The organism is Limnobaculum parvum, from assembly GCF_003096015.2.
Classification (GTDB): Bacteria; Pseudomonadota; Gammaproteobacteria; order Enterobacterales; family Enterobacteriaceae; genus Limnobaculum; species Limnobaculum parvum.
In genome coordinates this window covers 2,723,624-2,749,189 of the sequence record NZ_CP029185.2, presented here as the reverse complement: position 1 = coordinate 2,749,189, position 25,566 = coordinate 2,723,624, and the positions used below count along the sequence as shown (strand labels likewise).

At 45.8% G+C, this 25,566-nt stretch carries 21 protein-coding genes; 8 read left to right on the top strand and 13 right to left on the bottom strand.

Going from position 1 to position 25,566, the window contains the following annotated elements:
- Positions 1-12: 12 nt before the first annotated feature.
- Positions 13-549 carry a DUF721 domain-containing protein gene (locus HYN51_RS11510; protein ID WP_108900155.1) on the bottom strand — a complete coding sequence of 179 codons (537 nt, stop codon included), beginning with the start codon at positions 547-549 and terminating at the stop codon, positions 13-15.
- A 33-nt stretch (positions 550-582) separates the two neighbouring features.
- Here HYN51_RS11510 and secM point away from each other — a divergent pair, with 33 nt between their 5' ends.
- From secM to mutT, 3 genes are all read left to right on the top strand, one after another.
- Complete coding sequence (secM, locus tag HYN51_RS11505) at positions 583-1,101, top strand: secA translation cis-regulator SecM (protein ID WP_108900154.1); 519 nt, start codon at positions 583-585, stop codon at positions 1,099-1,101.
- 109 nt (positions 1,102-1,210) lie between these two features.
- Positions 1,211-3,925 (top strand): preprotein translocase subunit SecA, encoded by a 2,715-nt coding sequence (secA, locus tag HYN51_RS11500; RefSeq protein ID WP_108900153.1) that lies wholly within the window; start codon positions 1,211-1,213, stop codon positions 3,923-3,925.
- Between the two features lie 338 nt (positions 3,926-4,263).
- A complete protein-coding gene (gene mutT, locus HYN51_RS11495; RefSeq protein WP_108900152.1) occupies positions 4,264-4,665 on the top strand; it encodes an 8-oxo-dGTP diphosphatase MutT in 402 nt (133 codons plus the stop codon).
- A 50-nt stretch (positions 4,666-4,715) separates the two neighbouring features.
- Here the strand turns inward: mutT and yacG are convergent, their stop codons facing one another.
- From yacG to HYN51_RS11475, 4 genes are all read right to left on the bottom strand, one after another.
- On the bottom strand, positions 4,716-4,913 hold the full coding sequence (gene yacG / locus HYN51_RS11490; RefSeq protein ID WP_108900151.1) for a DNA gyrase inhibitor YacG: 198 nt from the start codon (positions 4,911-4,913) through the stop codon (positions 4,716-4,718).
- A gap of 99 nt (positions 4,914-5,012) precedes the next feature.
- Positions 5,013-5,765, bottom strand: coding sequence for a cell division protein ZapD (zapD, locus tag HYN51_RS11485; RefSeq protein WP_108900150.1), 753 nt, complete (start codon positions 5,763-5,765; stop codon positions 5,013-5,015).
- A complete protein-coding gene (coaE, locus tag HYN51_RS11480) occupies positions 5,762-6,385 on the bottom strand; it encodes a dephospho-CoA kinase (RefSeq protein ID WP_108900149.1) in 624 nt (207 codons plus the stop codon). The genes zapD and coaE overlap by 4 nt, the downstream gene beginning before the upstream one ends.
- Positions 6,386-6,429: 44 nt before the next feature.
- Positions 6,430-7,239: a prepilin peptidase gene (locus HYN51_RS11475; RefSeq protein ID WP_108900148.1), complete on the bottom strand. Its 810-nt coding sequence runs from the start codon at positions 7,237-7,239 to the stop codon at positions 6,430-6,432.
- Between the two features lie 177 nt (positions 7,240-7,416).
- Between HYN51_RS11475 and HYN51_RS11470 the strand changes: the two genes are divergently transcribed.
- Positions 7,417-8,460, top strand: a complete 1,044-nt coding sequence (locus HYN51_RS11470; RefSeq protein ID WP_108900147.1) for a GMP reductase — start codon at positions 7,417-7,419, stop codon at positions 8,458-8,460.
- Positions 8,461-8,570: 110 nt separating this feature from the next.
- On the opposite strand, the gene yjfF is transcribed toward HYN51_RS11470, so the two are convergent.
- The 7 genes from yjfF to ppdD all read right to left on the bottom strand — a co-directional run bounded on the left by yjfF (position 8,571) and on the right by ppdD (position 16,650).
- The gene (gene yjfF, locus HYN51_RS11465; RefSeq protein ID WP_108900146.1) at positions 8,571-9,590 is read right to left on the bottom strand and encodes a galactofuranose ABC transporter, permease protein YjfF; all 1,020 of its coding nucleotides are present in this window, start codon (positions 9,588-9,590) and stop codon (positions 8,571-8,573) included.
- Positions 9,583-10,605 carry a galactofuranose ABC transporter, ATP-binding protein YtfT gene (ytfT, locus tag HYN51_RS11460; RefSeq protein WP_108900145.1) on the bottom strand — a complete coding sequence of 341 codons (1,023 nt, stop codon included), beginning with the start codon at positions 10,603-10,605 and terminating at the stop codon, positions 9,583-9,585. Before ytfT ends, yjfF begins: the two co-directional genes overlap by 8 nt.
- A gap of 11 nt (positions 10,606-10,616) precedes the next feature.
- Positions 10,617-12,125 carry a galactofuranose ABC transporter, ATP-binding protein YtfR gene (ytfR, locus tag HYN51_RS11455; protein ID WP_108900144.1) on the bottom strand — a complete coding sequence of 503 codons (1,509 nt, stop codon included), beginning with the start codon at positions 12,123-12,125 and terminating at the stop codon, positions 10,617-10,619.
- Positions 12,126-12,236: 111 nt separating this feature from the next.
- On the bottom strand, positions 12,237-13,193 hold the full coding sequence (gene ytfQ / locus HYN51_RS11450) for a galactofuranose ABC transporter, galactofuranose-binding protein YtfQ (protein WP_108900143.1): 957 nt from the start codon (positions 13,191-13,193) through the stop codon (positions 12,237-12,239).
- Positions 13,194-13,527: 334 nt separating this feature from the next.
- Positions 13,528-14,718, bottom strand: a complete 1,191-nt coding sequence (gene hofC / locus HYN51_RS11445) for a protein transport protein HofC (RefSeq protein WP_108900142.1) — start codon at positions 14,716-14,718, stop codon at positions 13,528-13,530.
- Positions 14,719-14,728: 10 nt separating this feature from the next.
- Positions 14,729-16,186, bottom strand: a complete 1,458-nt coding sequence (gene gspE / locus HYN51_RS11440; protein ID WP_108902042.1) for a type II secretion system protein GspE — start codon at positions 16,184-16,186, stop codon at positions 14,729-14,731.
- Positions 16,187-16,200: 14 nt separating this feature from the next.
- Positions 16,201-16,650 (bottom strand): prepilin peptidase-dependent pilin, encoded by a 450-nt coding sequence (gene ppdD / locus HYN51_RS11435; protein ID WP_108900141.1) that lies wholly within the window; start codon positions 16,648-16,650, stop codon positions 16,201-16,203.
- A gap of 246 nt (positions 16,651-16,896) precedes the next feature.
- On the opposite strand from ppdD, the gene ampD reads away from it, so the two are divergent.
- Positions 16,897-17,445, top strand: a complete 549-nt coding sequence (gene ampD, locus HYN51_RS11430; RefSeq protein ID WP_108900140.1) for a 1,6-anhydro-N-acetylmuramyl-L-alanine amidase AmpD — start codon at positions 16,897-16,899, stop codon at positions 17,443-17,445.
- Between the two features lie 423 nt (positions 17,446-17,868).
- On the opposite strand, the gene HYN51_RS11425 is transcribed toward ampD, so the two are convergent.
- Positions 17,869-19,209: an amino acid permease gene (locus tag HYN51_RS11425; protein ID WP_108900139.1), complete on the bottom strand. Its 1,341-nt coding sequence runs from the start codon at positions 19,207-19,209 to the stop codon at positions 17,869-17,871.
- Between the two features lie 830 nt (positions 19,210-20,039).
- Between HYN51_RS11425 and pdhR the strand changes: the two genes are divergently transcribed.
- The 3 genes from pdhR (at position 20,040) to aceF (ending at position 25,475) form a co-directional block, all read left to right on the top strand.
- Positions 20,040-20,804 (top strand): pyruvate dehydrogenase complex transcriptional repressor PdhR, encoded by a 765-nt coding sequence (gene pdhR, locus HYN51_RS11420; protein ID WP_108900138.1) that lies wholly within the window; start codon positions 20,040-20,042, stop codon positions 20,802-20,804.
- A 118-nt stretch (positions 20,805-20,922) separates the two neighbouring features.
- Positions 20,923-23,589 (top strand): pyruvate dehydrogenase (acetyl-transferring), homodimeric type, encoded by a 2,667-nt coding sequence (gene aceE / locus HYN51_RS11415; protein WP_108900137.1) that lies wholly within the window; start codon positions 20,923-20,925, stop codon positions 23,587-23,589.
- A 14-nt stretch (positions 23,590-23,603) separates the two neighbouring features.
- On the top strand, positions 23,604-25,475 hold the full coding sequence (gene aceF, locus HYN51_RS11410; RefSeq protein WP_108900136.1) for a pyruvate dehydrogenase complex dihydrolipoyllysine-residue acetyltransferase: 1,872 nt from the start codon (positions 23,604-23,606) through the stop codon (positions 25,473-25,475).
- Positions 25,476-25,566 lie beyond the last annotated feature (91 nt).

Below are 25,566 nucleotides of genomic sequence, written 5' to 3'. Positions count from 1 at the left end.
TGTCAGATAATATTACGGTTTTTTAGTACCACTTATATCATTACGGCTTGTTGCGCTGGTTACTCTCTCTCCAGCTAGTGCAGCAAGTCGTTCTAGTTTCTCTTTCAGTCTTTTTGGACTTCTTGCTGCTAATTCCCTTAACTGTTCTGCGCTATGTACGCTAAGCTGACGCATAGGCGTATCATTTTTTGTACTTTCAGGAATGTAGCGGTGGACTAAATTTTCAGCAGTCTGCTTATTTATGCTTAACTTTGGATTAATCTTTATGTCGATTGACACTAAAGATGGTAATATTTCTACCCTGAGTGTGCTTAATAACGTTTGTTGTTCATAACGTAAAAGTGTCAACCAACTGGCATTTGCCACCTCAAGGACTAAAATACCTTGACGGTAGTTAGCAACTCGACAGAATTCGTGCAGTTGTTTAGGTAACAGCGCCTTAACTGTCTTATTAAGTTTTATCAGCGCTATGGCTCGTTGTTGGACGTTTCGCAACAAGTCTGTATCGTCAAATAGCGTATCTAATAATAATGGGCGACTATCGCGCATAAGCAGATTCCGGCAGGTAATAGTTAGTTGATAATGGGTATTTTAAATCGTTGGCGACAATTTGGTAGGCGTTATTTTTGGCCGCACCTCTTATTGGGGGTTGTGGCAACCAGTATTGGTGCGCCTGCAAGCCTGAACGGTTTACCTCAGCAAGTCTCATTATCTGCAGCCTTTTCAGACGTCAATCCAATTAATCCGGCGGTTCCGGGGGTTGGGCAGTTGGCGTTATCCGGCGAAATTAACACGCGGCCACTGCAGAATCTTAATCCGTGGCAGCATTTCGCGATACGTAATTATCTTACCCGCCTTGCTGTTTCCTTCCCTCAAGATGATGAAGCTACCTCCGATGAGGTGAAGGTCAGTGATGATAAGCTAACGGTTAGCCATCATGCGCTTCTTGATTCATTATCGACACAAGCGGCAATAGAGGCAAAGCTGCCTTCGACAGTATCGCGTCTAATTCCCCTTGAGTCGACTTTTATCCTTCACCCGGTCAGATTTTGGCTGAGCAAGGTTCAGGGTATCCGCGCAGGTCCTTCTTCATACGCATAGTCATCCCGGTAACGAGGTTTATCTTTGTTGCCTTGGGCGCGTTTTTTCTGATTTTTTTCTTTGAATTCATACTGCCGGACAAGGCAGTACTAAAGAGATATTTAGACCTATGTTAACTAAATTAATGACAAAAGTTTTCGGTAGTCGTAATGACCGGACGCTGCGCCGTATGCGTAAAAGCACTGAAACTATTAACCGTCTTGAACCAGAATATGAAGCATTATCTAACGATGAGCTGAAAGCTAAAACTGAGGCATTCCGTGAGCGTTTGGATAAGGGCGAGTCGCTGGAATCAATTATGCCAGAGGCGTTTGCCGTAGTGCGTGAAGCCAGTAAGCGTGTATTTGGTATGCGTCATTTTGATGTACAGATGATTGGCGGTATGGTGCTGAACGATCGCTGTATTGCGGAGATGCGTACTGGTGAAGGTAAAACTCTGACCGCAACGCTGCCAGCCTATCTGAATGCGCTCACGGGTCGTGGTGTGCACGTGGTTACCGTAAACGACTATTTGGCACGACGCGATGCGGAAAATAACCGACCACTGTTTGAGTTTTTAGGTTTAACTGTTGGTATTAACCTTCCAGGTATGCCGCCTCCGGCAAAACGTGAAGCCTATGCTGCGGATATCACCTACGGGACCAACAACGAATTTGGCTTTGACTATCTGCGCGATAACATGGCATTCAGCCCTGAAGAGCGCGTTCAGCGTAAGTTGTACTATGCGTTGGTGGACGAGGTTGACTCCATCTTAATCGATGAAGCGCGTACTCCATTGATTATCTCTGGGCCTGCAGAAGACAGCTCTGAACTGTACAGACAAGTCGATAAAATTATTCCTAAGCTGCTGCGTCAAGAAAAAGAAGATTCTGATACTTTTGAAGGTGAAGGGCATTTCTCCGTTGATGAGAAGAGCCGTCAGGTTAACCTAACTGAGCGCGGTTTGGTGCTGATTGAACATCTGCTGATGGACGCGGGTATGATGGAAGAAGGTGAGTCACTCTATTCACCTGTCAATATCGTATTAATGCACCACGTAACCGCAGCACTGCGTGCTCATGCACTGTTTACTCGTGACGTTGACTATATCGTTAAAGATGGTGAAGTCATCATCGTTGACGAACATACTGGTCGTACTATGGAAGGTCGTCGCTGGTCAGATGGCCTGCATCAGGCTGTTGAAGCAAAAGAAAGAGTGGATATCCAGAATGAGAATCAAACGCTGGCCTCTATCACTTTCCAGAACTATTTCCGTCTGTATGAAAAACTGGCCGGTATGACCGGTACTGCGGATACCGAAGCATTCGAATTCCGTCAGATTTATCGGTTAGACACCATTGTGGTGCCGACTAACCGCCCAATGGTTCGTGATGATATGTCCGATCTGGTCTATATGACCGAGAAAGAAAAGATCGAGGCCATCATTGAAGACATTAAAGATCGTAGTACCAAGGGACAACCGATTCTGGTGGGTACCATTTCGATTGAAAAATCGGAAGTGGTTTCTAATGAGCTGAAAAAAGCAGGAATTGCTCATAAAGTGCTGAACGCCAAATTCCACGAAATGGAAGCAGAAATTGTGGCTAACGCAGGCCAAGAAGGCGCAGTTACCATTGCTACCAACATGGCGGGTCGTGGTACTGATATCGTACTGGGCGGTAGCTGGCAGAGCGAAATTTCCGAGCTAGAAGATCCAACAGAAGAGCAGATTCAGTCAGTTAAAGCCGCATGGCAAGTGCGTCACGATCGTGTACTGGCTGCCGGTGGTTTACATATTATCGGTACTGAACGTCATGAATCTCGTCGTATTGATAACCAGTTGCGTGGACGTTCAGGTCGTCAGGGTGACCCGGGTTCATCACGTTTCTACCTGTCGATGGAAGATGCCCTGATGCGTATCTTCGCTTCTGACCGTGTAGCAGGAATGATGCGTAAGTTGGGAATGAAACCTGGTGAGGCGATTGAACATCCATGGGTAACTAAAGCTATTGCGAACGCTCAGCGTAAAGTAGAAAGCCGTAACTTTGATATCCGTAAGCAATTGTTGGAATTTGACGATGTTGCTAACGATCAGCGTCGTGCTATTTATGCTCAGCGTAATGAGCTGCTGGATATTAGTGATATCAGCGAAACCATCGACAGTATCCGTCAGGATGTATTTAGCACGGTGATTGACAGTTATATTCCACCTCAATCTTTGGAAGAAATGTGGGATGTTCCAGGGCTGGAAACTCGTCTGAAAAACGATTTCGATCTCGAGCTGCCGATTGCCCAATGGCTGGATACTGAACATGAGCTGCATGAAGAGACGCTACGCGAACGTATTGTAGAGGAAGCCGCTAAAATCTATCACCTGAAAGAAGAGGTCGTTGGTGCTGAGGTGATGCGTAACTTTGAGAAGGGCGTGATGCTGCAAACTCTGGATACTATGTGGAAAGAGCATTTGGCTGCTATGGATTACCTGCGTCAAGGTATTCACCTGCGCGGTTATGCACAGAAAGATCCTAAGCAAGAGTATAAGCGTGAGTCGTTCTCTATGTTTGCTAATATGCTGGAAGCGCTGAAATATGAAGTTATCAGCGTGCTGAGCAAAGTTCAGGTACGTATGCCTGAAGAGGTTGAGGCACTAGAGCAGCAGCGTCGTGAAGAGGCTGAACGCTTAGCCCTTCAGCAGCAGTTTAGCCATCAGGAAGAGAATGCGCTGGAAGAAGAACCTGCGCTGAACCAACCAATGGTACGTGAAGAGCGCAAGATTGGTCGTAATGATCCCTGTCCGTGTGGTTCCGGCAAGAAATATAAGCAGTGTCATGGTAGTTTGCAGTAAGTTTGTTAAGGGATGAGAGCACCGGTAGGCGCTCTCAGACTGATGACAAACCAGATGAATTAGCTTCAATAAACATTCCGGTCGTAATAACTAAAGTGCTTATATTAACTTTGTACTCGACCGGAAAACCGTCTGTACTTGGCCTCAGCGCATGTCGGGCCTGGTCTGCCTACTGGCACTTCGTTGGCTTACGCCAAGTCGACCCCCACGGCAACCCCTCCCGACAATTAGCCATGTTAAGACATAAAACTGAATTATATGACTTTGTCATTAATCGAGAGCGCCTGTTGGCGCTCTCCTTTTATCTACATAATAATAACTGACCTATGAGTATCCATATGAAGCGAATCGAAATAGCTGTTGGAATCATAATCAATTCTGAGCAGGCTATATTTGTTACCCAGAGACTTAAAGGTAGTCATCTTGCGGGTTATTGGGAGTTTCCCGGTGGAAAAGTGGAGTCAGGCGAAGATGCCAGACAGGCTTTGAAACGCGAGCTTTATGAGGAAGTGGGTATTGAGATGATTCACTCTATCCCATTAAAAACGTTGGAGTATGACTATCCCGACCGCCAGCTAACGCTGCACTTTTTCATCGTCGATGGTTGGGAAGGTCAGCCAGAAGGGCGTGAAGGACAGGTATCTCGCTGGATTGATGTTTCGAAGCTTAATGTAGCAGAGTTTCCGGAAGCAAATCAGCCAGTGATTGTTGAGCTAAAACAACGTTACCGCATTGAATAATCAGTAGATGATACGATAACGTTATTTATTGACTAGGAGAGCGAGATTTACTACTCCTCTTCTTCGCTCCATTCATCACTATCGGATCGATCGCCAGAGCTTGGAATGCGTTTCTCTTCATCGGCCCATTCACCTAAATCAATTAACTGGCAGCGCTTACTGCAAAATGGCCGATAAGTACTTTGTTCATTCCAGATAATAGCTTTTCCACAGGTAGGGCAGTTTACCTGAAGCGGGGTGTCACTCATAAAATACTCCCAAATAACATAATCAATAGCAAAAATAAAAGGTTATCTCTTATTGATGATACTCGACATCGCTGATGTCGAAACACCAGCAAATAACAATTAACAGCAGGCAATCTCAAAATTAAATCTTTCCGGTGTGTTACCGATTTCGCTGTCAAATGGCATAAAGCGAATGGCGAAACGAGATTTATGGCCGGAAACCTGCGGATAAAGCTGATAAGCCGAGTCCACACGAATGCGTAAAATATCGCTATCTTCAGCCGTATCTTGATAAAAACCGTTCAGGCTGGTTTGTTTTTGAAAGGCGCCCGACTGGCGAATTAATTCAAGGCAGGCACTAAGTGCATTGTTGAGCGGCGCTGTGGTTTCGATCCATCCCGTGACTTGTTCGTCCCGTTGCAATTTAGGATTATGTAGCCACATATGCAGTATAGGTAGATCAAAGCTGCAACAACCGCCAGGAATGCTTAATCGTTGACGAACCATACTAATCAATCGATCGTCTTTCAGTTCTTGCCCAAGGCGTGGGGCTACCAGCAAGGTATTCGAATGATCTTTCAAGGTATGGCGTAAAGCACTAAGGCGCTCACTGTCAACGCCGGGAACATCAATCCATTGCAGTAACTTATGCTGTTGACGTTCTAGCTCTTTAACCAGTTCGGTACGAACATCACCACGATCTATTATGTCCAGCAACTCACTGACCGTGCGGAAAAAGCTTAAGGTGTTGGTTAAATTGGTCAAAGAGCGATTGTGCTGTAACTGTTGTAACAGGAATTCAAGGCGTAACCAGGTACGGACTTTTTCATTAAGCGGATGTTCAAAAAGTATGTTCTGGGATAAATCACTCATATCGACAAATCCTGCTTGTTGAATTGGTTGGCTAAGGTTAAATATTTTTGATGCAATAGGGCAATTTGTGGTATCAACGCTTCAGGTTCCCTATCATTGTTCAGCACATCATCTGCATGAGACAGGCGCTCAGCGCGTGAAGTTTGAGCAGATAAGATTTGTTCTGCCAATGGTAAGTTGCTCCCATCTCGGGTCATTATTCTGCTTAACTGTGTCTCTCTGCTGACATCCACCACTAACACTCGGTTAGCTCGGGAACATAGGTTATTCTCTATCAATAATGGGACAACCCAAAGCAGATAAGGTGCCGTTAGATCTGCAAATTGACGTTGGGTTTCTTGTTGAATTAGGGGATGGAGCAGATTATTTAACCACTGTTTGTCCGCTGAATGGCTAAAAATGTGTTCACGTAACTTTTTACGATTCAGAGTACCATCGGCCAACAGTATGGAATGACCAAAATGGTATGCAATTTGTTGGAGAGCATCGCGGCCCGGCTCTACTACCTGACGGGCAATAATATCAGCATCAACGACGGGAACGCCCAAACGGGAAAACTCGTTGGATACGGTTGATTTTCCGCTACCAATTCCGCCGGTAAGTGCCACGATATAACTCATATAAAAGCCTGTAACAGGATTGATAGTTCAATAATAAAGGGATCTCACAGAAGTGCAAGCCATCCAGCAATAGCAAGGAAAGGGCCAAAGGCTATTGTGTGGTTTTTAGTTTCCTGACCCCGGTTAATTAGCAATAAACAAATCAGCCCGCTCAGGCTAGCAGTTACCATAATCATTGGCAGTGCATCTACTCCGGTCCAGGCTCCAAGCCCTGCCAAAAGCTTAATATCACCGCCTCCTAGCCCGTATATACCTTTCAATAACCGAAATAGCGTAGCGGGTACCCAAAGAAGCATGTATCCAACAAGTGTGCTCGTCAGGGATTCAGGTAAAGATAATGGCGTAAGGCCAAACAGGGCAAAAATCAGCCCGCTCCATATTAGTGGTAGAGTAAATATATCTGGTAATAGTTGATGAGATATATCAATCAGCGATGCTGTCACCAGCCATAGGGTGACCAAGAGTAGAATAGTCATCCTGACAGGGTCGGTCGCTGAATTGGCAATTAGCATAAACAGTAATCCACAGGCCAGTTCAGTTAACGGATAACGACCACTGATAGCCTGACGACAAGATGGGCATCGACCCCTAAGGCATAGCCAAGGAATCATCAGTAATAAAGATATCTTTGAAAATGGTTGAGAACAGTGAGGGCATAGGGGATAGGAAAGCAAAGCCGGAGAAAACGTTGTCGACGTGGTTGATAAGGGAGCCGTGGTATTTATTATCTGGCGATATTGTTGCCGCCAATGGGCAAATAAAATAGGAGGAATTTGGTGGGCAATACGAGTGGTCAGATTACCACCTAGCAGACCCAATAGTCCAAAACTGAGGATTACAAAGGCGTTATCCATGAATTGCCTTAATCTGCTTTTCTGCAGATAAATTTACGGGATTATAGCTGAAATTTTTTGAAAATCTCAGACTTGTTCATTAATTATTCATGTGTATGATAACGTCACTGGAAATGGCCAACATTCAGCTTATAGCTAATTTGCGATACGTCGCCAAAAACCAGGAAAACTACAGATATGCGCATTGAAGAAGATTTGAAGCTGGGCTTCAAAGATGTCTTAATCCGTCCTAAGCGTTCCACGCTGAAAAGTCGTTCTGAAGTAGAACTTGAACGCACCTATACCTTCAAACATTCAGGCCATCAGTGGTCAGGCATTCCTATTATTGCTGCGAATATGGACACTGTAGGTACTTTTACCATGGCTGAAACATTAGCCTCTTTCGATTTGCTGACGGCGGTGCACAAACATTATACCGTTGAACAATGGCGCGAGTTTGTTGCTCGTGTGCCAGAGTCTGTACTGCGCCACGTAATGGTATCAACCGGAACATCGGAAGCGGATTTCACTAAGCTGGGGCAGATTCTGGCGCTTTCGCCTGCACTGAAATTTATCTGTATCGATGTGGCGAATGGCTACTCTGAGCATTTTGTTGCTTTCCTAAGCAAAGCGCGTGAAGCTCATATGGATAAAGTTATTTGTGCTGGTAACGTGGTTACGGGTGAAATGGTGGAAGAACTGATTCTTTCTGGTGCGGATATCGTCAAAGTAGGTATTGGACCTGGCTCTGTTTGTACCACTCGAGTGAAGACAGGGGTTGGTTATCCTCAACTCTCGGCGGTAATCGAATGTGCTGATGCAGCACACGGCCTTGGTGGTCAAATCGTGAGTGATGGCGGTTGTACAACACCGGGCGACGTCGCTAAAGCGTTTGGTGGCGGTGCAGATTTTGTCATGCTGGGTGGAATGCTGGCTGCTCACCAGGAGTGTGAAGGCAAGATTATCGAAGAGAATGGCAACCAGTACATGCAGTTCTACGGCATGAGCTCTGAGTCTGCGATGAATCGCCATGTAGGGGGTGTCGCTGAGTATCGAGCAGCAGAAGGCAAAACCGTGAAACTGGCTTACCGTGGCTCGGTAGAGAATACCGCCCGGGATATCCTTGGCGGCCTGCGTTCAGCCTGCACTTATGTTGGAGCGGAACGCTTGAAAGAGCTAACTAAGCGTACTACTTTCATTCGGGTTGCTGAGCAGGAAAACCGAGTTTTCGGACAAGGTTAATACCGGTTCGAATTTTTAAGATATTTAAAAAGTGCGCTGTTTGGCGCACTTTGAGTTTGTATTCAGCTGGAATATTCGTTGAGGCTGATTTAATCAATTCCTGAAAACCATCATGCAGAACTCGCCGCATTAATATCATGAGGATGACTACCAATTCGCCTTACGGTGGAGATTTGGCGATTCGCCCAGAATACGGTTAGCAATCTCTGTAATCCGATAAAGCCAAACAACAAGATACCGATGACAATCTTAGTCCACCAAGAGCTGAGCGTGCCGTCGAAGTTAATGTAGGTTTGGATTAGCCCCTGAATTAACACGCCAAATAGAGTACCAAATACGGTACCAACCCCACCGCTTAATAATGTTCCTCCGATAACCACAGCGGCAATCGCATCTAACTCAACACCGATTCCGGCCAGTGCATAACCTGCTGAGGTATAGAAAGAGAAGACAATACCTGCCAGAGTTGCCAGCCCGGTAGAGAGCATGTAAATACCAATAGTGGTTTTACGGGTTGAGATCCCCATTAGTTCAGCAGATGTAGCGTTGCCTCCGATGGCATAAACATTGTTACCAAAACGCGTTTTATGGGCGAGAACCATACCGAAAATAACTACCAGTAACATAATGACCGCTAATAGGCTAAAGCGCCCTCCGCCGGGGATCTTCCAGGCTACGGCGGATAATGTGCTGTATAGTGGATGATCGATGGGAATCGATTGTTCTGAAACTAAAAAGCTAATACCCCGCAGAAAGAACATCCCGGCCAGTGTAATAATAAAGGCGGGGATTTTTAAGGCATCAATTAACCACCCCATTAAGGCACCAAATGAGCAGCCCATCACCATAATAATTACGAAGGCGGTGAATGGATCAAAGCCCCACTCGCCGATAGCTTTAGCTAAAAATACGCCAGTAAAAGCGATTACTGAACCAACAGAAAGATCGATACCACCAGACAGAATGACAAATGTCATACCCACGGCGACAATGCACAAAAAGGCGTTATCCGTCAGTATATTGCAGATGACTCGGGTAGACGCAAAACCGGGAAAGCGGGCGAAACAGAACATATAGCCCATAACAAAAACGGCAATGGTTATCATCAGGGGAAGGTGACGTTTAAACATGGCCGGTTCTCCTTTTAAACAGACGGATAAATGCCGGGGACTGCAATACCAGAACCAGCAATACAACTAACGCTTTAACCACCAGATTCCACTGTGGCTGATAGCCGGAGAGCAAAATGCCGGTATTCATGCCCTGAATAATTAAGGCTCCAATGAGAGAAAGCGCCAGACTAAAGCGTCCTCCCATGAGTGAAGCACCACCGATGACTACCGCAAGAATAGCATCCATTTCCAACCACAAACCGGCGTTGTTCGCATCGGCACCACGAATATCCGCAGCAACAATAACGCCGGCAATTGCGGCACAAATACCGCTAAGAATATAGGTGGACATCACCACGATGCTGGTATTGACGCCAGCGTTTTTGGCCGCCCGAATATTGATGCCCGCTGACTCAATAAATAGCCCCAGTGCGGTTTTACGGGTAAGTAGCCAAAGCAGCACAAACACCACTACCACAATAGAAACGGGTGTCGGCAAGAACAGGAAAGTCCCGCTGCCAATCCAGGCCAGAGCCGGGTCATTAAAGGTGACAATTTGTCCTTCGGTAATCAGCTGAGCAATACCGCGACCTGCAACCATTAACATTAGGGTGGCAACAATGGGCTGTATTTTGAAGATAGCCACCAGAAATCCATTCCATACGCCGCATAGTGCTCCGGAACCCAGAGCGGCAAACAAGACGATATGCAATGGAAAACCAGCGGTTGTCATACTGGCTGCGGTTGCTCCGGCAATTGCCATTACTGCACCAACAGAAAGGTCGATACCGCCAGTAGCAATAACCAGCGTCATACCCAGTGCAAGGATAGCCACAGGGGCGCAGCGGTTCAGAATATCGATAATGCTGCCAAACAGGCGTCCATCCTGAATATGAATATCGAAAAAGTTATTAGCCACCAGCGCATTGACAATTAAAATAGCAATCAGTGCAGCAACCTGAGCAATACCTTTCGGCAGGCTGAATTCCTTTTTGTTTGTCGATGAAGCAGGAGGTGCTGAGTGTGATGTCATGAGTTCCTCCCTTAAGCCGCAATCGCGTTCATGATGGCGGGTACGGATAACTGTTCTGCCGGAATTTCTGCAATTTGTTTACCATCCCGTAAAATAATCACCCGGTCGGCGTAACCAATAAGCTCTTCAAGCTCAGAAGAGATAACCAACAATGCCAAACCATCGGCACACAAGGTTTCAATCAGGCGAATGATCTCAGCGTGCGCTCCCACATCAATACCACGGGTAGGTTCATCAAGGATCAGAAACTGCGGTTTGGTTACCAACCAGCGTGAGAGCAGGACTTTTTGTTGATTGCCCCCGGAAAGAAACTGAATGGGTTGTTCTGCGCTGGGGGTTTTGATTCCTAACTGGCGAATAAAACGTGCAGCGATGTCATCTTGCTCTTTGCGCGAAATAGGGTGCAGCCAGCCGCGTTGAGTTTGTAGAGCTAGAATAATATTTTCTCTGACTGAAGCAGCAGCAATGATACCTTCAGTTTTACGATCTTCCGGGCAGAAACCAAAGCCTAATGATGAGGCTTGCCGGGCTGATTTTATTTTTACCTCTCGACCTTTGACTCTGGCTTTACCGCTATCAGCAGGTTTAATCCCAAAGATAACCTCCGCAGTTTCGGTTCTGCCAGAGCCCAGTAGTCCCGCTAGTCCAACGACTTCACCGGGACGAACTTGTAAGTCAAAGGGAAGAATAGTGCCTTTTTTACCATAGTGCTCAAAAGCGACAGTTGGTTTATCGCTTCTCAAAGTGCGTCCGGCACGGCGCAGAGCATTATCTTCCAACTCTCTGCCAAGCATCATTTTTACCAGTTCAATATGCGGCAGTTCGGCAGTAACACGGGTACCCACTAACTCACCATTACGCAATACGGTAATTCGGTCGGTAACGGCGTATACCTGTTCAAGAAAGTGAGTAATAAAAATCAGGCTTACACCCCGGTTGCGTAAATCACGCATGATACTGAACAGTAACGCGACTTCGCTGGTATCTAAACTGGCGGTTGGCTCATCGAGGATCAAAACTTTAGCGGAAAGATCAACCGCTCGGGCAATGGCGACAATTTGCTGCATGGCTACCGAGTAATAGCCAAGTGGTTGAGTGACATCCAGCTCAAAGCCATAGCTGGTCATAATTTTCTGAGACTGACGAATAATTTCTTTTCGGTTTACCAGCCCAAATTTTTTAGGTTCACGGCCAATAAATAAGTTATCTGCAACAGACATATTGGGTAACAGATTAACTTCCTGATAGACCGTACCGATCCCGATAGACTGAGCGTGAGCTGTACTGGTTGGATTAATCTCTTTTCCTTCCAGAAAAATAGTTCCACTGTCTTTTGGGTAAACACCAGTTAGCGCTTTAATCAGCGTGGATTTACCTGCGCCATTTTCTCCCAGTAGCGCCATAATCTCGCCGCGACGAAGCGTCAGTGAAACATCGTGCAGCGCTTTGACGCCGGGAAAAGATTTACTGATCCCTTTGATATCCAGAAGAGTATCGTCTGAGTGCTGTTGCTCTGCCATAGATTCCCCTGTTTTCACTGGTGATAACATTATTAATATGATTGCTGACAGATAGGGTAGAAACCGCTGCTATGGCTTTGACATAGCAGCGGGTGAACGGGTTAGTTAATGTTAGTAACCCATATTCTTCTTCAGTTCGATTTGCTGTTGAGCGCTGTCCGGGCCAAAGGCTTTAGACTCGGTCAGGATAACTTTTGGTGGAATAGTGCCGTCTTTCTTATAGGCCTGAAGAGCATCAAATGCAGGGCCAGCCATATTTGGCGTCAACTCGACGGTTAAGTTAGCTTCACCGGCCTGCATGGCTTTAAAGATGTCCGGTACGGCATCAATAGAGACGATTTTAATATCGCTGCCCGGCTTTAAGCCCGCTTCTTTAATGGCCTGAATGGCACCGATGGCCATATCGTCGTTATGGGCATAGACCGCACAAATGTTTTTGCCACGATCTTCGGCTTTAATGAAGCTTTCCATGACTTCTTTACCTTTACTGCGGGTAAAGTCGCCGGACTGAGTTCGAACGATTTTTATTGAAGGGGTAGCGGCAATAGCGTCAGCAAAGCCTTTTTTGCGGTCTAACGCTACGCTGGCACCAACGGTACCCTGTAATTCAACAACGTCACAGTTTTTTCCCGCCATCTCTTTTACCAGCCACTCACCAGCGACTTTACCTTCGTAAACGTTATCAGCGGTAACTACTGACATATAAAGCGATTTATCTTTCGCGGTAATATTGCGATCCAGTAGGAATACGGGGATTTTGGCATCTTTAGCTTCTTCCAATACCGGCTCCCATCCTGTTTGTACTACCGGAGCAATAAAGATGGCATCAACCCCCTGAGCAATAAAAGAGCGTACTGCTTTAATTTGGTTTTCCTGTTTTTGCTGGGCATCAGCAATCTTTAGGGTAATGTTACGCTGTTTAGCCTGTTCTTTTGCGACAGACGTTTCAGCAGCCCGCCAGCCCGATTCAGAACCAATTTGTGAAAAGCCAACGGTGAGGGATTGTGCATAAGCTGCACCGGAAAGAAGTGTTGCGATAGAACTTACGAGCAATAAGCGTTTTAGCATGTTACTTTCCTCTAATAAAGTTTAGCGGGTTGGTAAAGCAGTAAAATGATTGCTACTACAATTTGGCAAAACTAACAGAATAAAAAGAGAGCAACTTCTCATATAGTCATAAATAGCAGAATAGTGAATATAAATAACCCAATATGTATGGTCTTCTGAATTATAGTGCTAACCTCATTTTAGTGATTAAAAATTTTATTTTTTGTTTTTTATGTTTTTTAATGAGCGTTCGGTTAAATGTAAGACCTATGTTTTTATTTGAATGTGTGTAAAGGGTCGTCATTGGTGATTCTCTTTTAGCGAATTAGCGTCAAATAGACGTTCTGATTCTGCGTTATCCCATGACATTACCCAACTGAAATATAGGGAGATAGATAGCAATAACTAATCCACCAACAATGATGCCAAGTACCAGCATCAATACAGGTTCCAGACGAGAAGATAGGCTATCTGCCTGATTTTCAGATTCCGCCTCATAGATACTAGCGAGTTTATCCAGCATTACATCTAACATTCCTGACTCTTCTCCAACACGAATGAGTTGATAGCAAAGCGGTGGAAAAAGAATTTGTTGGTGTAATGCTTTAAATAGTGGTGTTCCTTGTTCAATTATTTTTATTGCTTCTATCATTGCATTCAAGTATTGAATATTCCCAGATGCGTTGGCTGATGATTTAATTCCTGCTGTTATAGATATGCCGGCATGCTGAGTCATTGCCAGTGTTCGGAATATTTTTGCCAGTGCGCTTATTTGCAATAGCTTTCCACATAACGGCAGGTTTAATAATAATTTCTGTTCTTTTTCTTTCCAGCTCATTTGTGGTCTTAATTTCTTTGTGTAATAGCCATACAGTAAAACGGGAAGCGAACCGATAAACATCCCGTAATTAATAATGGCTTCTGACAGTGAGATAATCGATTGGGTAAACCAAGGCAGTGGGGCATTAAACGAGCGATATATCTCGGCAAAAGAGGGTAAAACGAAGATCAACATCAATAGTGTAACGATACTGGCAACGGCAAGAATAAATAGTGGATAGCGCAGTGCTTTACGCACCTTCTTCTGCAGTTTTAATAATTTATCCTGCTGTTCGGCGATCAAAAAACAGCACTCATCCAGTTTGCCGGTGAGTTCACCTGTGGCAATCAACTCTCTGAATAATGGAGGAAAAGCGTAGGCATGTTCATTTAATGCCAGTGAGAATGATTTTCCTTGAGAGATAGCCATTTGTAGCTCTTTTAGCAGATAGCGCCATGCCGGATGAGGGTGCTCATTTGCAATCAACAGCAGGCAGTTGGATAACGGTAATCCTGCCTGCAGCATGGTGGCTAATTGGCGAGTAATAATTGAGAGTGTAGCCAACTGCCAACACTTTTTTCCTAACCGTACGCTGGCCTCGATCTTTATGGGAATAATCCCCTTAAGTATTAACATTTGTCGCGCATTGATGATTGATGATGCGGGGATTTCGCCGTTTAGCCCATCAACACTGCGCCAGATATAGAGCCGGGAATTATTTATCATAAAATACCCATTACGAAATGGCGGACTCAGAAGATGACCCTAGCGTTCGGTAAAGTTCCGCTAAAGAGGTTGTACCTAGCTTTACCAACGCGATTCCCGCCTGTAAAAGCGAAGTCATACCGTGGCGGCAGGCTAACTGATGCAACTGGGAAGCGGATTGACCAGTCAGTACCCCGTGGCGAATATCTTCGTTGATAACCAACATTTCATATAGCCCTGTTCGGCCATAATAACCCCCTACACAGTGCTCACAGCCAATAGCGTCAAAAGTACGACAGCTGATAGTATCTTGTTCAAAATGAATATTATCGGGTTCAATACGCTGCTGTTTACAATGGGGACACAAACAGCGAATAAGGCGCTGGGCGACAATCAGTTTCAGGCAGGAGGCTAACAGATAGTCAGGTATTCCCATTTGACCGAGACGAGTTAAGGTTTCTGCTGCCGAATTGGTGTGCAGGGTAGCCAATACTAAATGGCCGGTTTGAGCCGCTTCTACCGCGATTTCTGCGGTTTCTTTATCGCGAATTTCTCCTACCATCAGTACATCAGGGTCTTGACGTAGAAAAGCCCTTAATGCCGTATTGAAAGTGACGCCAATTTTGCTATTTACTTGAGTTTGGTTAATACCCGATGTCGGTATTTCCACCGGATCTTCCACACTACAGATATTACGACTGACATCATTTAACAGGCGTAGTCCACTGTACAGGGTGATCGTTTTACCACTACCCGTTGGCCCGGTAACCAAAATCATTCCTTGAGGTTGCTGAAGCATCTGAATATAGAGTTGCTGCTCAGTATTAGACATACCAAGGGTATCAATGGATTGTTGATGCTGTTCAGATTCCATCACGCGTAGAACGACTTTTTCACCGTCAGAAATCGGTAGCGTGGATATTCGCAATGCGCGCTCCTGATTATCGTGCTGGAACGTGAGCTGCCCATCTTGTGGAAGTCGTCGTTCGGCAATATTTAGTTGTGCCATAATTTTCAGTCGAGCAACGAGTTGGGGAGCCAGAACCACAGGCGGCGAGGCTGCTTCTTGCAAAGAGCCGTCAATACGCAAGCGAATACGAAAGTGATTGGTATAGGGTTCAAAGTGAATATCTGAAGCCCGACGTTTTAGTGCCTGATGGATAACCTGATTAATGAACTGTACCACCGGCTCATCATCATGTTCCTGAGTTGCTGAGGCCTCAATAGGCTGCTGTTGTCCAGCGGCTTCCAGCAATGCTTTATTAGGTCGATGATGGCTTAGGTCGCTGAGATACTGTTCAATTTTAATGCGTGGCCAATATTCAATCTTAACCTGCCTCCCACAGGTAAAGGTGAGGGAGGCGGTAACTTGATGAAGCGGTTCTCCTTGTATAGCGGCGATAGTCAGGTACTGTTGGTTTAGCGCCACCGGAACTACCTGATGGCGCAAACATTCAGCAATGACCTCTTCACTTATCTGTTGAGTCATTAAACTGATCTCACTCATGGATTGCTCACATCATCAAAACGGAAGGTGTCATTACAGGCCTGAACCATATTATCGTTTTGCTTATCGCTACTACATTTGCGCTGCCACTGTAGGCCGCCAGATGCATTATCGAGCGTTGGGGTCAGGTCAACACTTAATCCTAATAGGGCATTTTTTCCTGCAAGTGAAATCACACCATTAGCCACGGAGATTCGGGAAACATAGCGGGTCTCTTTAGTGGCTGAAATACCAGCGTTCCCGTTATTACACTGACTAAGCTCACCGCTTTCTAGGGCGCAGAGTTCGACCGCAGTTTTGTAAGGCACCATTGCTTGTAACATATCGGTGAGTGCCGCTTTCTGAATATAACCCTGATAGGCGGGTAATCCAATGGCGGTCAGAATGGCAATAATCGCAATAGCGATCATCAGTTCGAATAGGGTAAAACCAGTTTGTTGATTCATCTTTTTACTCCTGAATAATTGAAAGTGCGGACATCATATTCAGGCTGGAAGGGAAGAAAATGGCTAAGTTGGTGTTTAGGAAACCGTCTCCAGACAATTTTGTGATAGCGTATTGATTGCATCAAATAATGGGAGACGTTTTGCATATTTAGTGGGGTGAACGTGTGGCGTGAAGAGAAATCAGTACGCAGAAATAGCCGATATATTTATAATCGGGCGATAACAGCAGGGTAACTGAGGCATTCAATGAAGCTAGAGCAAGGATGGATAGTTGGCGTTAAGCGTGTACCGTCCCCCCATTTTGATGAAAGACCAGAAGGGGAGATACCTTCACTGCTGGTGATCCACAATATTAGCCTGCCTCCCGGCGAGTTTGGTGGCCCCTATATTGACCAACTGTTTACCGGTACTTTAAACCCAGAAGAGCATTCTTATTTTGCCGAAATTCAACATCTGAGAGTTTCTGCCCATTGCCTTATTCGACGCGATGGTCAGATTGTCCAGTATGTTCCTTTTGATAAACGCGCTTGGCATGCGGGCGTCTCTCTGTTTGAAGGGCGAGAACGTTGCAATGACTTCTCCATCGGTATCGAACTGGAGGGAACCGACACCACGGACTTCACTCCGGCACAGTACCAAAGCCTGCAACAATTAACCCAGCAACTGCTCCAACATTACGCTATCACACCAGAAAGAATAACCGGACACAGCGACATCGCGCCCGGCCGCAAAACCGACCCCGGCCCACACTTCGACTGGCAACGTTATAAAAAGCAGATTAAGACTAATAAATAGATTTGAACTACAGGCCCTCAAATATTCATATCGTAGTTTTGGCATTTTGGGTGTTAGCAACGCTTATCGGAGGGAGAGGTCGCCGTTGGGGTCGTAGCAGCTTTAGCTGCCGGACAAACAGGCAAAGCCTGTTTGAACAACGCTTGCGTTGGCCCGAAGGGTGAAACACAGTTAGGTGTTTCATAACTGCCCCTAGGCGGACTAGGCACGGAGCACTCCAGTGCTAAGTACAAATGGTCTTCCGACCGAGCACAAAGATGATATGCGCAATATTGTTTTGTACGGCCGGAATATCCTCAAAACCCTATTTTAAAACGCGATACTCCAGATACAAAAATCCCCGCCAAATATAAACCGTCCAACTTTATGGGGGCAGTTCATGTCATGGGGGGATTTCTCATCAAAAAACAGCAACAGTAACGCTTACTTCACTGTTTTCCGGGTAATCAAATACCCAATCCCTAAAATCACCAGCCAAACCGGAATCAACTGCACTGAAATACGGATTCCTGGCGTCATATACATAATGACCAATACACCAGCTAGGAACAGCAAACACAGATAGTTGCTAAATGGGTAAAGGATAGCCTTAAATTTTGGAGTTACACCCTCACGGTCTTTAGCTGCGCGGAACTTCAAGTGCGACAGGCTAATCATCGCCCAGTTAATCACAATACTGGAAACCACTAGCGACATCAGAATACTGATGGCCTCTTTAGGAATTAAGTAATTAATGATAATCCCGATTGCTGCCACCGTACTGGAAAATATAATTGCATTAACCGGTACGCCGCGACGGCTGGTTCTCGCTAGTGCCTGAGGCGCATTTTTCTGTAAAGCCAAACCGTAAAGCATACGGCTATTACTGTATACACAACTGTTATAAACCGACAGCGCAGCAGTCAGAACGACGATATTCAGAGCCGTAGCCACCATACTACTGTTTAGGTGGTGGAAAATCATCACGAATGGGCTACCGCCTTCTACGACTTTGGTCCATGGGTAGAGAGACAGCAAAACAACCAGTGAACCAATATAGAAAATCAGAATACGGTAAAGTACTTGATTGATGGCTTTTGGTATGGTTTTTTCTGGGTTATCCGCTTCAGCCGCGGTAATACCGATTAATTCCAGACCACCGAAAGAGAACATGATAATAGCGGTAGCCATTACTAAACCTTCAAAGCCAAAAGGAATAAATCCGCCCTGCGACCAGAGATTATTGATCCCAGCTTCTGGACCACCAGTACCGGTTGCCAATAACCAGATACCAAATGCAATCATACCGATAATGGCGGCAACTTTGATAATGGCAAACCAGAACTCCATCTCTCCGTAAACTTTAACCGTGGAGAGGTTAATTAGGTTTATTAGGACAAAGAAGAAAGCCGCAGAAGCCCAAGTAGGTATGTCCGGCCACCAGTACTGAACATACATTCCTACGGCGGTTAGCTCCGCCATGCTGACCAGTACAAACAGCATCCAGTAGTTCCACCCAGACAGGAAACCGGCAAACGGCCCCCAGTATTTATAAGAGAAGTGGCTGAACGTCCCTGCTACCGGCTCTTCAGTAATCATTTCACCTAATTGGCGCATAATCAGGAAAGCAATAATACCGCCAATGGCATAGCCCAAAATAACGGATGGCCCCGCCATATTGATGGTCTGAGCGCTACCTAAAAACAGGCCTGTGCCGACGGCACCCCCTAAGGCAATTAACTGAATATGGCGATTTTTAAGGCCGCGTTTGAGCTGCTCACTCATTATTCTTCTTTCCTCACTGGCTTTTTGCATTTAGCGGTTTGTTCTTATTGGATTTTTTTGGATGGGCTATCCCTCTGTATTAAAATATTTACAGTTACCAATAAAAAGTTTTTAGATACCATCTATTCGTGCGGGAAGAATAGTGGTAAACAAAAAAGTTTGCATTATTTTTCTTTCTTCAGCGTTTTATTCTCTTCTTTCTTGCGTAATAAATTGAAAATAATATTTTTTAATTACTTATTTTTCAATTAAATAGGGTTTGATATTTTTATCTGACACTGGCGTAAATGAGATAATGGCAATATCAAACCAGTGATTCCATCTACATTTTAAGCAACAGATGTCACATAAAGGTGTTTTTACTGATTTCGATCTGCTTATAGATAGGGCTGGAATGATAAACTTGGTGTTCAAAAAATAGCATTTTGTGGGATGCTTTCTTCCATAAACGGATGTCACTAATCAGGCAATTTCACAAATATTCAATAAATTTTTAGGAAGCTATCCTGTCAATCACATCGATTAACTTTTTAGATTGAATGTAATCTCTTTTGAATCGATTTTATATTCACAAATTGGTTTGCTGATCCGCTTCAGTTTTACTTTTTATTCGTTTAAAAAACGTTAAATTATTGTGAGGTTGTTGAATTGGGTGTACCTCTTTATTGGTATGATAATTAACAATACCTTGTATAAATCACAGCGATAGGTAAGGTTTTATGATTTAGGTCAAAGGCCATATGGACACAAGGTGAATAATTTGTTACTTTATCGTCACACTTTTGATATTGGTATTACCAATTGACTTCAGGGCATTTTTGAGAAGCATTATGGTTTATAGCAAGGTTCGTCAACCCAAGTTATCCGACGTGATAGAGCAGCAGCTCGAGACGCTGATTCTTGAAGGAACCCTCCGTCCCGGGGAGAAACTTCTTCCTGAGCGCGAGTTAGCTAAACAATTCGATGTTTCCCGCCCGTCATTAAGAGAAGCCATCCAGCGTTTGGAAGCGAAAGGACTATTATTACGTCGGCAAGGGGGCGGTACGTTTGTACAAACCAACCTGTGGCAAAGTTTAAGAGATCCTTTAAGCGAGCTGTTGGCCGATCATCCAGAATCCCAATTTGATCTGTTAGAAACGCGACATGCCTTAGAGGGTATAGCGGCTTATTACGCAGCTTTACGTGGTACCGATGAAGATTTTCAGCGTATCCGTGAATATCACCAGCAAATAGAAATAGCACAGGCTTCCGGTGATAAACAAAACGAAGCTGAAGCCGTAATGCAATATCAGACAGCAGTGACAGAGGCCAGCCACAATGTGGTATTGCTCCACCTGCTGCGCTGCATGACGCCGTTGTTAGAACAGAATGTCCGTCAGAATTTCGATTTGCTCTATTCCCGCCGTGAAATGCTGGAAAGAGTGAGTAATCACAGGGCTAGTATATTCGAAGCTATTGTTGCACGTGAGCCAGAAAAAGCACGTGAAGCATCGCATCGGCATTTAGCCTTTATCGAGGAAGTGCTGCTCGACCTCGACCGAGAACATACTCGTCGCGAGCGATCGCTGCGGTTGTTACAGCAGCATAGGGATTAGAGCTTTCAGCTCACCACAACACCGAGCCTGTCTTAATAACGTCTGCATTTCTTCGGTATAAGACGCGATTAAGACAGGCTTTGAATAACTAACGTAAAGATAGAATAAGGAAACAACCATGTCGGAAATTGTAAATCAAGACGTGGATCCGATTGAAACCCGCGATTGGTTGCAGGCGATCGAATCGGTCATCCGTGAAGAAGGTGTTGAGCGAGCTCAATACCTGATTGATCAGGTTATGGCGTCTGCACGTAAGGCCGGCGTCAATTTACCTTCAGGTGAAGGGTTCGTCAGTGATTACATTAATACCATCCCACTGTCTGAAGAACCTACCTATCCAGGTAACCTTGATTTAGAACGTCGTATCCGTTCTATTATTCGTTGGAATGCGGTGATGACCGTATTACGCGCTTCCAAGAAAGATCTGGAACTGGGTGGCCATATGGCATCGTTCCAGTCTTCAGCCACGATTTATGATGTGTGTTTTAACCACTTCTTCCGTGCTCGTAACGCTAAAGACGGCGGCGATCTGGTGTTCTTCCAGGGCCACATTTCACCGGGGATTTACGCCCGTGCTTTCCTTGAAGGCCGTCTGACCGAAGAGCAAATGAATAACTTCCGTCAGGAAGTTCATGGTAAAGGTCTTTCTTCTTATCCTCACCCTAAACTGATGCCGGAATTCTGGCAGTTCCCAACCGTTTCTATGGGTCTGGGTCCAATCAGCGCCATTTATCAGGCTCGTTTCCTGAAATACCTGCATAACCGTGGCCTGAAAGATACTTCTGCACAAACCGTTTATGCCTTCCTCGGTGATGGTGAAATGGATGAGCCAGAATCTAAAGGCGCTATCACCATAGCGACCCGTGACAAACTGGACAATTTGGTGTTCATCATCAACTGTAACTTGCAGCGTCTTGATGGCCCGGTTACTGGTAACGGTAAAATTGTTAACGAACTGGAAGGCATCTTTAAAGGCGCCGGCTGGAGCGTAATTAAAGTCATGTGGGGCGACCGTTGGGAAGAGCTGCTGCGTAAAGACACCACCGGTAAACTGATTCAGTTAATGAACGAAACCGTTGATGGTGATTATCAGACATTCAAGTCCAGAAACGGTGCTTACGTTCGTGAACACTTCTTCGGCAGATACCCAGAAACCGCTGCGCTGGTCAAAGATATGACCGATGACGAAATCTGGGCTCTGAACCGCGGCGGCCACGATCCAAGAAAAGTGTATGCCGCACTGAAGAAAGCACAAGAAACTCAGGGTCAGCCAACGGTGATTTTAGCTCACACCATCAAAGGTTATGGTATGGGTGAAACCGCAGAAGGTAAAAACATCGCTCATCAGGTTAAGAAAATGAACATGGACGGCGTTCGCCAATTCCGCGATCGTTTCAATGTGCCTGTCGCTGATGCCGATATTGAAAAACTGCCTCTGCTGACGCTGGAAAAAGATTCTGAAGAGTACAAATACCTGCACGAACGCCGTAATGCGTTAGAAGGTTATTTACCAAGCCGTTTAACTGAGTTTACTCAGCCGCTGACGATTCCTGCGTTAAGTGAATTCAGCCAACTGCTGGAAGAACAGAATAAAGAAATTTCTACCACGATTGCCTTCGTTCGTGCGCTGAACGTTATGCTGAAAGATGCCTCAATCGGTCCTCGTTTAGTGCCGATTCTGGCTGATGAAGCGCGTACTTTCGGTATGGAAGGTCTGTTCCGTCAAATCGGTATTTATAGTCCTAAAGGCCAGCAATACGTTCCTCAGGACCGTGAGCAAGTGGCTTACTATAAAGAAGATGAGAAGGGTCAGATTCTGCAGGAAGGTATTAACGAGCTGGGTGCGGGTGCATCATGGCTGGCTGCTGCAACGTCTTACAGCACCAACGATTGCCCAATGATTCCGTTCTACATTTACTACTCCATGTTCGGTTTCCAACGTATTGGTGACCTGTGCTGGATGGCAGGGGATCAGCAAGCTCGTGGCTTCTTAGTGGGTGGTACTTCTGGCCGTACTACGCTGAACGGCGAAGGCCTACAGCACGAAGATGGTCACAGCCACATTCAAGCTCTGACTATCCCTAACTGTATCTCTTATGACCCAACTTACGCTTATGAAGTGGCTGTTATCATGCATGACGGTTTACAGCGTATGTATGGCAATCAGGAGAACGTTTACTACTACATCACTACCCTGAACGAAAACTACCACATGCCAGCAATGCCGGAAGGTGTGGAAGAGGGTATCCGTAGAGGTATCTATAAACTGGAAACCGTCGCGGGCAATGGTAAAGGTAAAGTTCAACTGATGGGTTCAGGTTCTATTCTGCCTCATGTACGTGAAGCGTCTCAGATTCTGGCGAAAGATTACGGCATCAGTTCGGATGTTTACAGCGTAACTTCATTCACTGAACTGGCTCGTGATGGTCAGGATTGTGAGCGTTGGAACATGTTGCATCCGTTAGAAACTCCACGTGTGCCTTATGTTGCTCAAGTGATGAATGATGCACCAGCTGTAGCTTCCACTGACTATATGAAGCTGTTTGCTGAACAAATTCGTAACTTTATTCCAGCCAGCGAGTTCCGCGTACTGGGTACTGATGGCTTCGGTCGTTCAGACAGCCGCGAAAACCTACGTCACCACTTCGAAGTTGATGCTTCCTACGTTGTGGTTGCTGCACTGGGTGAACTGGCAAAACGCGGCGATGTACCGGCCAGCGTTGTGGCTGAAGCGATTACCAAATTTGGTATCGATGCAGACAAAGTTAACCCACGTCTGGCATAAGAGGTAAAGATTAAATGACTATTGAAATCAAAGTGCCGGACATCGGTGCTGACGAAGTAGAAGTAACCGAACTGCTGGTGAAAGTGGGTGATACCGTTGAGGCTGAGCAATCACTGATCACTGTTGAAGGTGATAAAGCTTCAATGGAAGTTCCTTCACCACAGGGTGGCGTGATTAAAGAAATTAAAGTTCAGGTGGGCAATAAAGTGTCTACCGGTTCGCTGATTATGATTTTTGATGGTGCTGATGCAGCACCAGCTCCGAAAGCAGAAGCTCCGGCTGCTGCTCCGGCAGCCAGTGCTCCGGCGGCTTCAGCAGCTAAAAATGTTCAGGTTCCTGACATTGGCGGTGACGAAGTCGAAGTGACCGAAGTGCTGGTGAAAGTGGGTGATAAAGTTGAAGCTGAACAATCACTGATTACCGTTGAAGGTGATAAAGCCTCAATGGAAGTCCCAGCTCCGTTTGCAGGTATCATTAAAGAGATCAAAGTTCAGGTGGGCAACAAAGTGTCTACTGGTACATTGATTATGGTATTTGAAGTGGCAGGCGCTGCGCCTGCTGCAAGTGCACCTGTTTCAGTGGCGGCTCCGGCGGCAGCGAGTGGTGTTTCAGCGAAAGAGGTTCAGGTTCCGGATATCGGCGGTGACGAAGTCGAAGTGACCGAAGTGCTGGTGAAAGTCGGCGACAAAATTGAAGCTGAGCAATCACTGATTACCGTTGAAGGTGATAAAGCCTCGATGGAAGTTCCCGCTCCGTTTGCAGGTACCATTAAAGAGATCAAAGTACAGGTGGGCAGCAAAGTGTCTACTGGCTCATTGATTATGGTGTTTGAAGTGGCAGGCGCTGCGCCTGCTGCGGCAAGTGCCCCCGCTTCGGCTGCTGTGGCACCGGCTCCAGCGGTTACCGCGGCTAAACCAGCGGCACCGGCAGCTTCCGGCAGCAATGAATTTGCAGTGAACGATGCTTATATCCACGCGACTCCGGTTATCCGTCGTCTGGCGCGTGAGTTTGGCGTTAACCTGGCGAAAGTGAAAGGTACTGGTCGTAAAGGCCGTATTCTGAAAGAAGACGTTCAGGCCTACGTGAAAGATGCGGTTAAACGCGTTGAATCTGGTGCGGTTGCGGCTTCTGGTGGTTCTCTACCGGGTTTGTTACCGTGGCCGAAAGTTGACTTCAGCAAGTTTGGTGACATTGAAGAAGTTGAACTGGGTCGTATCCAGAAGATCTCTGGCGCTAACCTGCATCGTAACTGGGTGATGATCCCTCACGTTACACAGTTTGACGAAACAGATATTACTGATGTTGAAGCTTTCCGTAAGCAGCAAAACGTTGAAGCCGAGAAGAAAAAGCTGGATGTGAAAATCACTCCGCTGGTCTTCATCATGAAGGCAGTAGCGAAAGCGCTGGAAGAATTGCCGCGCTTTAATAGTTCACTGTCTGAAGATGGTCAGAAGTTAACGCTGAAGAAATACATCAACATTGGTGTGGCGGTTGATACACCAAATGGCCTAGTGGTTCCGGTATTTCGCGATGTGAATAAGAAAGGTATCGTTGAACTGTCCCGTGAGCTGGCTGAAATATCCAAGAAAGCACGTGCCGGTAAGCTGACAGCGTCCGATATGCAGGGTGGTTGCTTCACTATCTCCAGCCTCGGTGGTATCGGTGGTACTGCGTTTACACCAATTGTTAACGCACCAGAAGTGGCTATCTTAGGCGTCTCCAAATCGTCAATGAAGCCGGTTTGGAACGGTAAAGAATTTGCACCACGTCTAATGCTGCCACTGTCTCTCTCCTACGATCACCGCGTGATCGACGGTGCTGATGGTGCACGTTTCATCAGTTTCATTAATGATGCGATGTCTGACATCCGCCGTTTAGTGATGTAATTTGAGGGCCGGCCATTGGCTGGCCTTTTAATTCTTGTTTTGTACGGAATTATTGGGCACTCTTGTTTGCAGAATTGTTATGTTTCTGTAA